This is a genomic window from Desulforamulus profundi (genome assembly GCF_002607855.1).
This window is the reverse complement of the sequence record NZ_AWQQ01000095.1, coordinates 17,689-32,434: the sequence shown is the minus strand read 5'-3', so window position 1 is coordinate 32,434 and position 14,746 is coordinate 17,689. Positions and strand designations below refer to the sequence as shown.

Sequence of the window (14,746 nt, the reverse complement as noted above, 5' to 3'; positions counted from 1 at the left end):
GTATGGACAACTTCAAAAAAGAATTTGAAAAAATCGAAGCGGCTTATTTTGCCGAAAACCCTTTTAGAGCGCTTGCGGACCGAAAAGAGATTTTTTCCAAAAATCCCCTTGTCCTCTATGGCTGCGGAATTCTGTTGTATCGGTATGCAAGGATTTTGATATTAAAATCGCAGCTGTATGCGATACCTATAAGACGGGCATATATGGTGACACCGGATTAGAAATTATCTCGCCGAATCAACTGAAGGAAGAATATCCGGATGCGAATGTAATTATCTGTTCCTATATATTTGCGGATGAAATTAAAAGAAAGCTGAACTCTCTGGGATTCCCCGAAACAAGGATTTACCAGTCCACATCATCAGAAATTAGTTTTATACACCCATTGGATTTCGTCCGCGACCACCTTGCGGGATACGAATGGGCGTACCATTTTTTAGACGATACTTCAAAAAAGCTCTTGATAGACAGAATAAGGATGTATCTTACCGCAGCCGAACTTTCCCAAACTTCGGCTGCGCCGATCTATTTCGAACCGGGAATCATCAGCCTCGGAGCAAACGAGGTCTTTGTTGACGGCGGTGCTTACATCGGCGACACGGCGGAGGAATTTATCAAGCAGACAAAAATCGAAAACACGGGAGGATATCGCCATATCTATTCTTTTGAGCCTGATGAATCAGCTCGCGAAAAAGCGATTCGCAACCTCCAAAAATATGAAAATATTGATGTGATTGGCAAGGGGTTATGGATCTGTGACACGGAGCTTAAATTCTTCAGCGACGGCGGAAATGCCGGTTCAACCTTTGTAACGGGAGTTCGCACCGTTTCGGTGCCCGTTACATCGATTGACAGTTTTTTTGAGGGCAAACCCAGTGATGAGCTGCCCACATTTATCAAGATGGACATAGAGGGGGCGGAAAAAGAAGCTCTTATCGGCGCAGAAAACGTCATAAGACAGAAGCACCCCAAACTTGCGGTTTGCGTATATCACAAGCCGGAAGATATCTATGAACCGCCGAAACTGATCTCTGAAATTGATCCAAGCTATCAATTCACTTTGAGACAGTGCGCCGACGGAATATTTGACACCGTACTTTACGCAGTATAAAGAGAGGGTTTGAGATTTGCAGCGGCCGAAAATCAGCGTAATCATGCTTACATACAACCGCCAGGAACTCGTCGGAAGAGCGGTTGAGAGCATTCTGAATCAAACACTGAACGACTTTGAGTTTATCATTGTCGACAATGGGTCCACCGATACAAGCGGTACGATTGCCGACGAATATGCCGCGCAAGATTCACGAATCCATGTGATCCACCGCCAACGCGGTAACATCGGAAGCGGACGTAATACGGGGCTGGATGCCGCCACAGGTGAGTACATCGCCTTCATTGACGATGACGATTACGCCGAGCCGGATTTTCTGGAGTTCTTATACGAACTTGCAAAGACACACGGTGCGGATATTGCCGTGTGCGGCTCGAATAAAGAAGAAAACGGCGCGGTATCGCCCAATCACATTTACGCCTATGACGAGCTTTTTATCATGGACGCGGTACAATCGGCCGATGCTTATCTGCGCCGCATACGTTACAATGCCGCTATGCCGACAAAGCTGATCATGCGTGAGTTGTTCGATAAAATCCGCTTCTCAAATACGGGTAGCTATGACGACATTTCGACAACCTACCGTTATTTTGCCAATGCGAAAACAGTCGCGGCACACGGTGTTCCGAAATATACCTTCTACCGGCACCCGGGGAACAACTCAAGCGCGGCGACCAAACACCACCTGCTCAATCCTGTTCAGCTCCGCGAATACCTTGAGGCGTTCCGGGAGCGGACCGAGTATATCAGCGGAATACTGCCGCAGCTAGCAGATTTGGCTCTTTACAGCGAATGGTCGTATATGATCTCCATGGTAGAGAAAATTCACAGGTATGGGCTGACGACCTGTGACGAGCCGCTTGCGTTTATGCGACGGGAATTGCGCGAGCACTGGAATGAGTTTTATAATGGCATTTATACTGAGGGGTTTGAAAAAGAATGGATGGAGAAGTATGTAAAATAATCAAAGGCATGCAAAAAGACCACATTTCAACTTCGGGAAGGGTCATTTTTGATTTGCACCCTACCGCTTCAATAGAGTTGAATGCCCATCTCAGTATGGGACATAATCTGAGGACAGGCTCAAATGCCGAAACCTATTTGAAGATGCATGCCGAATCCGGTTTAATTGTCAACGGTAATTTCAAGGTATTTTATGGTTCGAGCATTGAGGTTTTTCCCGGCGGGGTATTAACGCTGGGAAACGGCTATATCAATTCGGATTGTGTGATTGCCTGTGCGAACCGTATCACAATCGGAGACGGCGCCGCCATTGCGCGCGGGGTCCTCATCTACGACAGCGACCACCATAGAATTATCGACGAGCAGGGTAACCAAATGAACCCGACCGCTCCTGTTTTAATAGGAAACCATGTTTGGATCGGCGCGGGTGCAATTATCTTAAAAGGCGTTACGATTGGAGACGGTGCGATAATAGCTGCCGGTGCTGTCGTGACTCGTGATGTGCCGCCAGGGTGCGTTGCGGCGGGAAATCCTGCGAAAGTGATGAAAGAAAATGTTGATTGGAAGTGATCGTTACGCAGACGGTTGAATACATTGAAAAAAGCCGCTGTACAGGCTGCGGTGCATGTGTGAATGCCTGCCCTGGCGGAAGTGTCACTATGAAAGCTGATGAAGAAGGCTTTCCATATCCATCTGTTGACTCTTCAGCATGCAATAACTGCGGAAATTGCGTAACCTGCTGCCCTGTTATTAATCCGCCAACAATACCGGAGAATCAAGAAGCCCCACAGGTTTACGCCGCCTGGACCATTGACGAGGAAACGCGATACAACAGCACCTCCGGCGGGATTTTCACGGAACTTGCAAAAGCTGTGCTGCAGCAAAATGGCTATGTTGCCGGAGCAAGATACAATGACAGGCATTTGGTTGAACACGCCATGATTGACCGAAGTGAGGATATTGCCCTATTGCGTCAATCGAAATATGTGCAGAGCGAAACGAAAGATATTTATAGGCAGATCGAAGCGGTGCTCAAAAAAGGCAATCCTGTTTTATTTGTCGGTACGCCTTGTCAATGCGCCGGATTGAAAGTCTTTCTGCAAAAACCGTATGACAACCTAATCCTGTGTGACTTTATCTGCCGCGGTGTTAATTCGCCGATGGTGTATTTGAAATATCTTGATGATCTGGAATCGGAATACGGCTCACGCATCAAACTGGTCTGGTTTAAAAACAAAACTTTCGGTTGGAATAGGTTTTGTACAAAAATAATTTTCGAGGATGGGCAGGAGTATCTCGGAGGACGCGATACAGACCCGTTCATGTTTGGATACATTAAAAAAGACTTGAACCTGTATATGCGGCCAAGCTGCGGACAGTGCGAATTCAAGGGGGTTAAGCGCCCTGTTGATATTACGCTCGGGGACTTTTGGGGAATAAGACTGCGGGAAAGCAGCGACGACACGGACTGTGGCGTATCTATGCTAATGCTTCATTCCGAAAGAGGCCAAAAGGTCTTTGACAGAATTAAACCATACTTGCATTATGAAAAACATATGCTGGCGGAATTAGTGCCCTTTAACACTTGTTTGCTGAATTGCGCCAAGCAAAGCGAAATGAGAGATATATTTTGGAAGAATATGCTCAATGATCGATTTACTGATGTTATGGAAAATATGAAAACGACGGGAGAATAAATCTGAAAATGCTCAAGAGAATTAAAAACAACAGCACTCACCTCCCCGTGCTCTGTAGTTTACTTGCACGACCAATTAAAGGATAACGCACAGGCAACAATTTTCATAGCGTTTTGAGCCTTGAGCGAAGCGAAAGGGATGGTTATAAAAATGGAAGACACATCAAATAAAATGAATCTAACCGCACTGATTACATCAAAATGCACATTGAAGTGCAAATTGTGCGCTACTTATGCGCCGATTCATCCGTCGCCCTGCCATTATCCCTACGAGCAAATAACAAGAGGTGTTGAGCGCTTTTTTAATAGTATTGATCATGTCAGGCTGTTTACAATCAGCGGCGGTGAACCTCTCTTACATCCGCAGCTTCCTGAAATGGTGGATTTCTTTGCGGCTTATATTAATCAAATCGAATTGTTTGAAATTATTACCAACGGCACGGTTGTTCCCGGTGAGCGGCTGCTGCAGAGCCTTAGATTCTCTGATAAGGTCGATATAATGGTGGATGATTACGGACCGGAACTGTCTACGAAGGTCCCACAGATTGTTGATGCATTTAAAAAGTATGGTATCAAACATCGCGTCAGAAAATATTACGGCGAAGACGCGCATTACGGCGGTTGGCTTGATATCTCTGATTTTTCAGACAAACAAAGAACCGAAAAAGAAAATGAGGAACTATTTGCCCGCTGTATGTATACCACAACTTTTAAAAACCACATTTTCATTATCAACGGAACGGCACATATGTGCTATATCAATAAACAGTTATTAGATTTTGTATCCGATGATCCAAGCGAGTATGTTGACTTAATGGACGATACTTTATCTGCAACAGATATAAAGGCTCAGCTAATAAGCCTGAGAAATCGCAGACGGCTATCTGTCTGCTCGTATTGTAATGGATTCTGTGTGGATGCAGAGCGGTACACGCCCGCAGAACAATTATGAAAGACCGCAAGGAGGATATCCAAATGGAACAAACACTGCATCTCTCGAATACTACTTTGGTGGTCACATTCAGGTGCAATTTAAAATGCAAGCTGTGCGCTGTAAGTGCGCCTTATTACACTGTGCCGACTCACTATTCCCTTGAGTCTTTAATAGAGAGTGTCAGGAGATATTTTGAGGTTGTCGATAACGTTGATAAATTCACCATTAACGGCGGTGAGCCGCTGCTGCATCCACAGTTGCCGGATATCATGGATTTCATAATTAAATATATTGATAGAATAGGAACGCTGGAGATTATAACCAATGGCGCGGTTGCGCCTGATAAGCGACTTTTGAACAGTTTGAGCCGTTCGGGCAAAATCGACATTTTGGTAGACAATTACGGGCCGGAGCTGTCAGCAAAAGTACCTCAGATTGTCGAGGATTTCAATGAGGCCGGCATCAAGCACCGTGTCAGAAAATATTACGGCGAAGATGCTCATTTTGGCGGATGGGTTGATTTGTTGGACTTGTCAAAAAAGAACAGGACCGCCGACGAAACAGAAAATATTTATAAACGCTGCGCCTATCCGGGACCGTTTCGGTGCTTTGTTATTTTTGATGGGAAAGCATACATTTGCGGCGTCTATAAACGTTGTGAGAGTTTGGGAATTATACCGGATAATCCAAGCGAATATGTGGATTTTTCAAGCGATTCGGAGCCGATTGAGGAGAAGAGAAAACAAATACAAAATTTTTACAATCGGAGATTTTTTTCCGCCTGCGAGTATTGCAACGGCTTTTGTGAGGATTCTAAACGCTATGCTCCTGCGGAGCAATTATAAGGTATTTAAGGGGGTTTCCTATGAATGACATAATAAAATGCGAACGAACAGAATTAACTATCACACACAGATGTAATTTAAGATGCAAACTGTGTGGTGCATACTCGCCATATTATTCTCCCACGCCTCATTGGGGTTACGATGATTTAGCAAAGAGTGTCATTAAATATTTTGAAGTTGTGGATTATGTCGAGAAATTTACACTCAGCGGCGGTGAACCGCTATTACATCCGTAACTGGCTGAATTGGTAAATTTCTTAGCTTCTTCTTATAATGAAAGAATTGGGATATTAGATATAATAACCAACGGAACTATCGTGCCGGATGAGAGGACCTTAAAAAGTTTGAGCCGTTCAAATAAAGTCGGCATTATCGTGGATAATTACGGGCCGGCATTATCGAAAAGTGTGCAACAAATTACTGACGCCTTAAATACGTTCGGTATAAAACATATAGTCAGAAAATACTATGGTGAGGACGCTTATTATAACGGTTGGATTGATATGTCCGATTTATCCAAAAGGCATCGGACAGAAGATGAAAACAAAAGTGTTTATAAACGGTGCATATTTTCCGAAAAATTTCAGCGATTTCTTATCGTAGACGGAAAAATGTATATTTGCGCAGTTTGCAAAAGATGTGAAAGTTTAAATCTTGTCAATGCTCATATTGATAGGATTGACTTATTCGATGATCTGTTGTCAAAAGAACAAAAAAAGAACAAGTAAAGAACTTCTTCAATCGTAAGTTTTTTGCAGCCTGTGACTATTGCAATGGATTTTGCGACAATTTTGAAAGATTTGCTCCCGCAGAACAGATGTAAGGAGATAGTTATGGAAAAGTGCGTATTCGTATATATTCAAGCTTATAATGCTGAAAAGGTCCTGCACAGGTCAATTGAAAGTATATTATCTCAAACCCATGACGATTTCATTTGTTGGATCTGTAATAATGGCTCCAACGATAAAACAATGGAGATAATTGAAAGATATGCTCTTTACGACAGGCGAATTATCCCGTTTTCCAATGAACGGAATGATATACATTTTCTAATTAAACGTTTTTTACCATTGTTACTGAATAATTACGGAAATGATGGCGGGTGGTTCTGTAATCTCGATGCTGACGATGAATATGCCCCGGACTTCTTTAAAAAAATACTCGTGTTCATAGAGGAACATAACCTGGAAGTTGCCGCCTGCGGACATGACTTTATCGACGCACCGACAAACCGATTTCTCGGAACGAGAAAACTCGAGCAAAACCTCATTGTGGAAGGCGACGGATTCAATGAGCATTTCCCTCTGTATCATCAGTTTATGCGAACAGTATGGGGCAAAATGTATTCTCTGTCCGTGCTTCGCAGGTGTAATTTTGAAAATAAAAAAGCATTATCTATGGAAGCGACACTCTTTTTGCTGTGGAAGCTTTTCGCAATGCCAGTCGTGTTGGAGTTTTGGCTGAATCTCTGCACAAATACTATATGTATCCGAAATCTGTTTCTCAACAGTTCGACGACAAACGCATAGCCTCCGATCCGATACTTTTTGATAATGCTTGTGATTTTTTACTTTCAAAGTGCGGTGCGGTCAGTCATGAAAACTTAAATTTTCTGTTCCATGTATATCTCAATGCAATCCAGGACACAATGAAGGTCCTGCTAAATGCGCAGTTGAGCGTTACAGACAAACTATACCGGCTGCAAGATATTTTCCAAAGCCAGCAAACGCAAAAACTTGCCCAATGGACGGGTGGCGCGGAGGAGCAGAAAAAAATGCTGTTCGGTCAGGTTGCGCAGTGGATACTCTCGCAGGAGGAGGTTCGCAGCGGAACGGGAATGGAACTCGCCGCCGAAATGCTTGCAACGATGGGCATTTATCCCACTCAGATCGGCGGCTGGCAGGACAGCGGGGTGTTCCTGCTGCTGGCAAAAATAAAGGATAGGCGGATGGAAATGGGAATCGCTGATGCGCAGATCGTTTCAAGCACTTCCAAGTCGCCGTTGCTAGCCGGATTGGATGCCGGATTTTTGATATTTTTTCGTGATATCGTTTTTTCAATCCTGCAGCAGGAAGAGGAAAAAGCGCTGAGACAAATTGAGGATAAGATAGCGCAAGGAACAGATATCCCTGTCGAGTACATAGAGGCATTTTTGATACTTGGGCTGAACCTGTCGGCCAAGCTGGAATATACGGACGATTATATTTATTTCAAGAAATTACAGATTTCGCTGCTCATTGATTTATCCCGAACCGATGAGGCGAGGATGAACTTGCAGACTGGGACGAGATTCTGCCCAATGATACGGATTTCATAGAGTTAAGAAAGAGGTTGACGCAATGAAACAGTTTTTGCTGTATGGACACGGCGGCGCATACAACCACGGCGCGGAAGCAATTATAAAATGCACGGTCAAATTGCTTCATAAGCTCTATTCGGGCAGTAAAATCATTCTGTCAACCCATTTCAAAGATCAGGATCTGGAGTTCGACATGCCGGCAGATGAATACTGCGAACGTGATCCCGATTATCTTGAATTGGATAAGAATTCCTTGCAAAAAGGAAAATATGACGGACTGATCTACAAATCCACGCTTGATAAAATAACCAAAGATACAATTTGCCTGTCTGTCGGCGGCGACAACTATTGTTATGATAATTGGCGGAAGTGGAAGATCATACACGAAACTGCCCTTGAGCGCGGAGCCTTAAGCATATTATGGAGCTGTTCCATAGAACCGTCAATGATCAGCAATGAAATGATCGGCACCTTAAGAACCCACCACATGATTACAGCCAGAGAATCTTGGACTTTCAATGCTTTAAAAGCTAAGGGACTCGATAATGTCATCCCATGTTCTGACATCGCGTTTCTATTGGAGGCAAAGGAGAGCAATCTTCCGGATCATTTTATTCCAGGCAATACCGTTGCGGTGAATATAAGCCCGCTGATTCTTCGCAGAGAGAACATTGGCGGAATTATTCTAAGGAATATTGAAAATCTGATTCAATCAATTATTAAAAATACGGATATGAATGTGGCGTTGATTCCTCATGTTACGATGCCTGCAGATAATGATTTTAAGCTATTGCAGGATATTTATAACCCGACTGCCGACAAAGAGAGGATCTGTTTAATCAGCGAGAAATTTAGCGCAGCGGAGTATAAATATATCATATCAAAGTGCCGTTTCGGTGTATTTGCACGAACACATGCGTCCATAGCCGCCTATTCTTCCTGCATCCCAGCGATTGTTATGGGTTATTCGGTAAAGTCAAAAGGTATCGCAGCAGATTTGGGACTTGGAGATTACGTTTTGCCGCTTCAAAGCTTCAAAAATGATTACAGTTTACTCTCAATGTTTGAAAACATGATGCAAAATGAAGATAAAATAAAGCGGATTTTGACTGAAAAAATGCCCTCGTATAAAGAAAAAGCGGAAAACCCAGCCTTAGTACTAAAAAATCTCATAATATAACCATATTTATTCCTTTCTCATCACCGTGGCGTCAGCCACGTTTTTTTAATCTTTTGCATAAAAAGTAAGCGTCAAAGTGTGTCCTGAAGAAGTGATTGCCTAGAAAGGGGGGAACAAGCAATCGCTTCGTGCTTTGTAAGAGATGAGGGTGGGCCCCTCGAAATCGGCATTCAGGTGAAGATTTCAAACCGCCTTTGGGTGCTGCAACCAAAAGTTGTGGTGCTGAGCGCAAAAGGAAAAGGCTAATATATTAGTCAGGTGAGTGCCATGAAGCTGAACGAAAGTGAAGAACCGACGAAGCTGAATATTTCGGTGCGCGAGTGCACGTTAACCGTTTGACGTTGTGCACCTTCCGCTGATATTGGGCATAGGTTTCGTTACAACTGATCACGGTAGCTAGAGGATAGTATCTTAATTTGGAATCCTGGTGCCGGTTGCCCCGACACCAGTTCCCCAAAAGACAGATCTATTCCATAATACCTTTCTCTTGCGCATGGAGTCTCCTTCAATCATAATTCTGTAAGAGTCGTGGACTATTCTGTCGCAGATAGCGTCTGCAAGCGTCGGCTCACCGATTTTAAGATGCCAGCCGGCAACATCAAATTGGGAGCAGAAAATGGTGGAGGCTTTTTTATGCCTTGCCTCGACGATTTCAAGCAGATCCCGCGCTTCACTCTCTTTGAGAGGAAATAGCAGCCACTCATCTAAAATCAATAATTTCACTTGCTTGTACTGCTTGATAACCTTGCGGTAGGTTCCTTCGCCGCGGGCGATTGCCAACTCGCTCAGCAGATCTGGTAATCTCACATATTTCACGGTGTAGAAGTTACGGCTGGCCGCCATTCCGAAGGCATTAGAGAGGTAGGTTTTGCCACTTCCTGTCGCCCCGAGAATGACTACATTGTGATATTCCTGGATGTAGTTGCAGGTAGCCAGTCTGATTATCTGTGCCTTGTCAAGCTTTCGGTCCGGGTGGTACTCAATGTCCTCGACGCACGCGCCACTGATAGCATAATCGGCCTTTTTGATGAGCCGGGCCATCCGGYTATTCTTACGTACCGCCCACTCCGCGTCAACAAGCAGACCTAGCCGCTCTTCAAACGATAATTCATGGAAGGAGCTGTCTTTTAACTGCTCACGGAATGCCTGTGCCATGACACTAAGTCGCATCTCATGCAGCTTGGATACAGTGTTATCGTTTAACATCAGTTTGTTACCACCCACGCAGAATGGCAACAAAGGAATAAGTGCCAATGGCATGGATGAAAAATTATGTAGATATGCAGGAAAAACGACAACTAATGCTGAAAAGCCGTCTCATGCTTCATAATCCAAGCAGGAGGCGGCTTTTGTGATCATGGACGCAGCATGGGGAACAGAGTTTTGGCGGCTCACCCCATGCTGCCTAATACGTGGTGACTAGAAAGCCACAACTTAAAATGAGAATAACAATTTATTGCCCAGATATCAACAGTTATTTAGAGAATCCAAAAGAATTTTTGCCAAAAGAGATAAAATGTTTACGTGACCCAGCCCACAAACCTCACTGGCACACTGGCTGGTGGAGATTTGTAACTCCAGATCATGTAAACAAGTTGTCTATGCCCATGTTTCGGTTGTATTGCCCGGATTGTAAAGAGTCCATCAGCATCTGGCCGGAGTTTATCTTACCCTATCAACCCGAGTTAATAGATACTCACGAACTAGTAGTAGTTGAAAACTTGAACGGGAAGCCCATTAAGGAAATGGCTGAAGAACTTGGTTATGACCCACGATCTATCAGTCGGTGGATAAAAAGGGTGCTGAATCAGGCTCTCTTCATAGCTCCCCGGATAATCCCCAAGCTTTTGCAATATCTGGCCTGTGAATTACTACCCTTTTCTTCTGTATTAGCTCCGGAAGTGGTTAAGGAACTCCTAGCATGGCTGTATCGATATGCAGAGTTAACTTTATTCCCACGCCTTTTCAGGCTGATGGGTTTATGTAATGTGCTAAGAAACGGAGATTTAATCGTCTGGGGCGGGGCCGTTGGTCGCTGTAGATACAGCAGGGAAATAGTTGACCGGTCCCCATGATAATTGCTTTTGCAAGGCGTTTTTCCAACAAACCCTGGTTATCGCCATTTTCTGTGATTTCCTTCATGATTGGGTTAGTACATGTATACTTCCTAAAAATGAAGGAAACGGAGGAATGGCCATGAAAATTTGGACAGAAGATGACCGAACCCGGACTGCCCTGTGGAGATTTAACATCATTGCTCCAGTGGTAACCAGAGAATTGCCCAGGGGAGTAAAAACTGCATTAATTCGAGATCTGGCATCAATGTTTCATGTGGGAGAGAATCAAGACCTCATAACAGTAGGGCAGCGTACCCTTGAACGTTATGTTGCTTGCTACCGGCAAGGTGGTCTGGAAGCTTTAAAGCCACAGGTAAGACCCGAAAAGAACAGTTTAAAAGCATTCCCACAAGAAGCCCTGAATGAAGCCATTCAGTTGCGGTTAACAAAGCCCGAGTTATCAGCCGACAGTATCATCGATGTATTGAAAACAAACCAAATACCCGGTGCAGAAAGCATAAGCGTCAGTACCCTTAACCGTCACTTTCGACGACTAGGAAAAGATCGACCAGCCTTGAAACGCCAACCCCTCAAGCGTTATCACCTACTCACTGTGGAGGGTGCCCACCAACTGTGGATATGTGATATATGGGATGGGCCACTTCTCTTTGATCCAGTGCAGAACAAAAAGCGACGGCTTAGACTAGTTGCCATTATGGACGCCCATACCCGAATAATTATCAAGTCAGAATTCTATTATCACGAAAACCGACCTTGCCTGGAGGATACCCTTCTTAAAGCGATTCTGACACATGGTTTACCCGAACGTTTTTATTGTGATAATGCCAGGATTTTCCAATCCAAACACCTGAAAAGAATAGCTGCGGAATTAGGCTTTCAAATCCACCATAGCAAACCCTACCGTCCCCAAGGGCGCGGACGAATAGAACGTTGGTTTAGAACAGTAGCTGAAAAATTTGAGCCCCTACTACGAAGTCAAATGGAATCCGGGAAAGTTCAAAACCTAGCTGAGGTTAACCGGTTCTTAATAGCTTGGGTAGAACAACGATATCATACCYGCCGTCATGGTAGTTTAAAAATCAGTCCAGCCCAAGCAATGGAGCAGGCCGTTACCGAAGGAAAAATTTTATCTCGGCAAGTGGAACCAGAAACCGCAAGGGAAGCCTTCTTGTGGAGAGAAGGCCGCCAAGTTACCTCCCTTGCCACCATCAAAATCTACGGTAACCAGTATGAAGTGGCGGAAAACTTGATGGGCAAAAACGTGGAGGTGCGCTACAACCCCTACAACTTGAACCATATGTTAATTTACTCAGAGGGGGAATTTTGCTGTGAAGCAAAGCCTTATCTCATGAAAAACTTCACCGAAAAACGGGTACAGGAACGTCAGGAAGTTTCTAATCAGGCCTTAAACCAAGCAATGGAAGCTATTGCTGCTGAACATGCAGCACAGGCCAAAACTAAAGCTGGAGTTTCCTTTGCCAGGGTTATGGGGGTGAAGCTAGGTGAATAGCCCTTACTACTCCTTTGAACGTGAGCCTTTCTCAAGAAACTTGCCGGCTTCAGAAATCTTTATCTCCCGGGGGCACCAAGAACTTTTGGCTCGTCTGCGCCATGCTATTGAAACTGGCAGTTTGGCTGTCGTTACAGGGCATGTGGGCTCAGGTAAATCCACAGCTCTACGGGCCACCATGCATAACCTAGATGCATCTAGGTACCGATTTATCTACATTGCCCATTCAGAGCTGACACCAGGAGAATTCTACAAAAACTTACTTTACCAAATCAATGTCCAACCCCGACGGGGAATGTCAGAAAACAAGCGCCTGGTAAGCCAATCAATGTTGGAATGGAGCCAGAAAGGTGTAAAACACATAGTGGCAATAGATGAGGCCCATGAACTCTCAGTTCAGATGCTGGGCGAATTGCGTTTTGTGTTAAACTACCAGGCGGACTCCTATTCTCCCTTAACTGTACTTCTGATTGGGCAACCTCAACTTACAGAAACCCTACGCTTGCAGATTCTTGAATGTATCCGCCAGCGTATCACAGTACAATACAAACTACCTACCCTTGGTGAAGAGGAGATCAGTCCCTACATTTTCCACCATCTGCGTGTAGCCGGGCTGGATCGGCAGGTATTCACAGAAGAGGCTATCCAGTTTATTTATCAGTTCTCAAAGGGGGTTCCCCGGCGCATCAACAACATTTGCCGCTATGCAATCATTGCAGCCATAGAAGCTGACAGTCCCACCATTGATGCTGATATTGTACGCAAGAGCATGGAAGATGAGCCTATTTAACTGTCATCTGGGTTGAGCAGTGAGCAAGAGAAAATCTATTATTGCCATTAGAAATGGGTAATTCATAAACAACGATGCCAATGACAACAGCGAAGCTGTTAATAACTTACAACACCCTTAAAGTAGATGGTATTAATATAGGAAACTTGTTTATAACTTCGGAGCCACCTTCTCAGAGCAGGTTACTGTATTTGAGCAATCCTGTAAAAATGGCCAAGACATTCAGCAAAGTTAGGCCCTAGGTATAACACCTAGGGCTTTAAATAATTCTCTATAACAAACGACGTATCATTGGTAGAATTATTCTTAGTTTTTTAGAGAAATAAACAATAATCTTTACTTCAGCTATTTCTAAATAAAGTATAAATTACAACTCCGAAAAAAGCTAAGTTAAAAAGAATAGTTAATATACACAATATTAATGCCGGTATTTTTTATCAGGATTAAACATGGAATAGTGATACATGGTATAACATATACAGATTGTTATAAATACCGGAGCCAATAAAAAGTATATTTTCATGTTATATTTATCTCACTCTTGAATAATAAAAGTCACAATTATTTTTTTGTTGCCAAGCCGAATATAAACTATATCCAGCTGCTCCGACTCCACCTAGGGCAGTTATGGCTGCTACAAATGCACCAGCCCGGTAGGTGCAGTAACCGCTGCAACAGCTGCAGCACAAATTGCAGCTCCTGTAGCAGAGGCTGCTGCTACTTCGTAGTTACACTGCGAGTCAACAGATGATTTAAAACTAAGTAAATCGGAACTATTGCTAGAAGTTTCTGTTGCATATTTACCAGCACGTTTACTGTTAATTATAAGCCATTTTTATCTGACCAATACGTATAACTTGTGGGCCAAAATTGTCCTGTATTTCTAGCAATAACTGTAGCTGTAGCTGTTATGTTACCTTGAGAATCAATTATAATGTTTTGATTTTTAGCATCTTTTAAAGCTTTTGTAACATTTGTATTTGCAATAACCTTAGTAGTTTGTGTTGCTAAATCAGTTTCCTCTACTTTTAAGTCTGTTGTTTTCTTGTTATATGTTGATGTATAGGATTTTTTGTTATCTTCAACAGCAATCACTTTTCTGATAGTATCATTGTCAACTAGAGTCTGTACGGTTATGGTTTTTCCATCCATTGTCAAGGTTTCAGGTTCACTTTGAGGGGATGCAGCATAGGTGGATTGTATGCACATAGAAAAAATAAAACAGATAGTTAAGATAATACTTATGATTTTTTTACTTTTTTTAAACATAGTAAACCATCCAATTTTTAAATATTTTTTATATATTGAATTCTAGCTAGCTAAAACATAAATCACCTCCT

At 43.4% G+C, this 14,746-nt stretch carries 17 protein-coding genes; 14 read left to right on the top strand and 3 right to left on the bottom strand.

Annotation, left to right across the window (positions count from 1 at the left end):
* The first annotated feature begins 2 nt into the window (after window positions 1–2).
* From P378_RS15005 to P378_RS14950, 11 genes are all read left to right on the top strand, one after another.
* Window positions 3–221, top strand: coding sequence for a hypothetical protein (locus tag P378_RS15005; RefSeq protein WP_099083825.1), 219 nt, complete (start codon window positions 3–5; stop codon window positions 219–221).
* A gap of 257 nt (window positions 222–478) precedes the next feature.
* Window positions 479–1,111: an FkbM family methyltransferase gene (locus P378_RS15000; RefSeq protein WP_099083824.1), complete on the top strand. Its 633-nt coding sequence runs from the start codon at window positions 479–481 to the stop codon at window positions 1,109–1,111.
* Window positions 1,112–1,127: 16 nt separating this feature from the next.
* Window positions 1,128–2,075, top strand: coding sequence for a glycosyltransferase family 2 protein (locus P378_RS14995; protein WP_099083823.1), 948 nt, complete (start codon window positions 1,128–1,130; stop codon window positions 2,073–2,075).
* On the top strand, window positions 2,051–2,644 hold the full coding sequence (locus P378_RS23150; RefSeq protein WP_099083822.1) for an acyltransferase: 594 nt from the start codon (window positions 2,051–2,053) through the stop codon (window positions 2,642–2,644). The genes P378_RS14995 and P378_RS23150 overlap by 25 nt, the downstream gene beginning before the upstream one ends.
* Window positions 2,641–3,771, top strand: coding sequence for a Coenzyme F420 hydrogenase/dehydrogenase, beta subunit C-terminal domain (locus P378_RS14985; protein ID WP_238473304.1), 1,131 nt, complete (start codon window positions 2,641–2,643; stop codon window positions 3,769–3,771). The genes P378_RS23150 and P378_RS14985 overlap by 4 nt, the downstream gene beginning before the upstream one ends.
* Window positions 3,772–3,921: 150 nt before the next feature.
* Entirely contained in the window at window positions 3,922–4,722 is an 801-nt protein-coding gene (locus tag P378_RS14980) for a radical SAM protein (RefSeq protein WP_180261135.1), read from the top strand.
* A gap of 23 nt (window positions 4,723–4,745) precedes the next feature.
* Window positions 4,746–5,549, top strand: coding sequence for a radical SAM family protein (locus tag P378_RS14975; RefSeq protein ID WP_180261134.1), 804 nt, complete (start codon window positions 4,746–4,748; stop codon window positions 5,547–5,549).
* Window positions 5,550–5,569: 20 nt separating this feature from the next.
* Entirely contained in the window at window positions 5,570–5,785 is a 216-nt protein-coding gene (locus P378_RS24315; protein WP_099083818.1) for a radical SAM protein, read from the top strand.
* A 597-nt stretch (window positions 5,786–6,382) separates the two neighbouring features.
* Window positions 6,383–7,078, top strand: coding sequence for a glycosyltransferase family 2 protein (locus P378_RS14960; RefSeq protein WP_180261133.1), 696 nt, complete (start codon window positions 6,383–6,385; stop codon window positions 7,076–7,078).
* The gene (locus tag P378_RS14955) at window positions 7,006–7,866 is read left to right on the top strand and encodes a hypothetical protein (protein WP_143338510.1); all 861 of its coding nucleotides are present in this window, start codon (window positions 7,006–7,008) and stop codon (window positions 7,864–7,866) included. The genes P378_RS14960 and P378_RS14955 overlap by 73 nt, the downstream gene beginning before the upstream one ends.
* Window positions 7,867–7,888: 22 nt before the next feature.
* On the top strand, window positions 7,889–9,028 hold the full coding sequence (locus P378_RS14950) for a polysaccharide pyruvyl transferase family protein (protein ID WP_099083814.1): 1,140 nt from the start codon (window positions 7,889–7,891) through the stop codon (window positions 9,026–9,028).
* 411 nt (window positions 9,029–9,439) lie between these two features.
* Here the strand turns inward: P378_RS14950 and istB are convergent, their stop codons facing one another.
* Window positions 9,440–10,234, bottom strand: a complete 795-nt coding sequence (gene istB, locus P378_RS14945) for an IS21-like element helper ATPase IstB (protein ID WP_099083813.1) — start codon at window positions 10,232–10,234, stop codon at window positions 9,440–9,442.
* A gap of 233 nt (window positions 10,235–10,467) precedes the next feature.
* Here istB and P378_RS14940 point away from each other — a divergent pair, with 233 nt between their 5' ends.
* The 3 genes from P378_RS14940 to P378_RS14930 are packed head-to-tail and all read left to right on the top strand — an operon-like array spanning window position 10,468 to window position 13,406.
* On the top strand, window positions 10,468–11,103 hold the full coding sequence (locus P378_RS14940) for a helix-turn-helix domain-containing protein (protein WP_143338508.1): 636 nt from the start codon (window positions 10,468–10,470) through the stop codon (window positions 11,101–11,103).
* Window positions 11,087–12,616, top strand: a complete 1,530-nt coding sequence (locus tag P378_RS14935; RefSeq protein ID WP_099083811.1) for a DDE-type integrase/transposase/recombinase — start codon at window positions 11,087–11,089, stop codon at window positions 12,614–12,616. The genes P378_RS14940 and P378_RS14935 overlap by 17 nt, the downstream gene beginning before the upstream one ends.
* Window positions 12,609–13,406 carry an ExeA family protein gene (locus P378_RS14930; RefSeq protein WP_099083810.1) on the top strand — a complete coding sequence of 266 codons (798 nt, stop codon included), beginning with the start codon at window positions 12,609–12,611 and terminating at the stop codon, window positions 13,404–13,406. Before P378_RS14935 ends, P378_RS14930 begins: the two co-directional genes overlap by 8 nt.
* A gap of 634 nt (window positions 13,407–14,040) precedes the next feature.
* On the opposite strand, the gene P378_RS24310 is transcribed toward P378_RS14930, so the two are convergent.
* Both P378_RS24310 and P378_RS14925 read right to left on the bottom strand, forming a co-directional pair.
* Window positions 14,041–14,229 carry a geobacillin-26 family protein gene (locus P378_RS24310; protein ID WP_420796013.1) on the bottom strand — a complete coding sequence of 63 codons (189 nt, stop codon included), beginning with the start codon at window positions 14,227–14,229 and terminating at the stop codon, window positions 14,041–14,043.
* Window positions 14,229–14,675, bottom strand: a complete 447-nt coding sequence (locus P378_RS14925; RefSeq protein ID WP_099083809.1) for a geobacillin-26 family protein — start codon at window positions 14,673–14,675, stop codon at window positions 14,229–14,231. Before P378_RS14925 ends, P378_RS24310 begins: the two co-directional genes overlap by 1 nt.
* Window positions 14,676–14,746: the final 71 nt, after the last annotated feature.

Bases quoted from the DNA above. Each gene is read 5' to 3' on its own strand.
- P378_RS15005 (WP_099083825.1), top strand. From the start codon at position 3: ATGGACAACTTCAAAAAAGAATTTGAAAAAATCGAAGCGGCTTATTTT.
- P378_RS15000 (WP_099083824.1), top strand. From the start codon at position 479: ATGTATCTTACCGCAGCCGAACTTTCCCAAACTTCGGCTGCGCCGATC.
- P378_RS23150 (WP_099083822.1), top strand. From the start codon at position 2,051: ATGGATGGAGAAGTATGTAAAATAATCAAAGGCATGCAAAAAGACCAC.
- P378_RS14980 (WP_180261135.1), top strand. From the start codon at position 3,922: ATGGAAGACACATCAAATAAAATGAATCTAACCGCACTGATTACATCA.
- P378_RS14975 (WP_180261134.1), top strand. From the start codon at position 4,746: ATGGAACAAACACTGCATCTCTCGAATACTACTTTGGTGGTCACATTC.
- P378_RS24315 (WP_099083818.1), top strand. From the start codon at position 5,570: ATGAATGACATAATAAAATGCGAACGAACAGAATTAACTATCACACAC.
- P378_RS14960 (WP_180261133.1), top strand. From the start codon at position 6,383: ATGGAAAAGTGCGTATTCGTATATATTCAAGCTTATAATGCTGAAAAG.
- P378_RS14950 (WP_099083814.1), top strand. From the start codon at position 7,889: ATGAAACAGTTTTTGCTGTATGGACACGGCGGCGCATACAACCACGGC.
- P378_RS14940 (WP_143338508.1), top strand. From the start codon at position 10,468: ATGAGAATAACAATTTATTGCCCAGATATCAACAGTTATTTAGAGAAT.
- P378_RS14925 (WP_099083809.1), bottom strand. From the start codon at position 14,675: ATGTTTAAAAAAAGTAAAAAAATCATAAGTATTATCTTAACTATCTGT.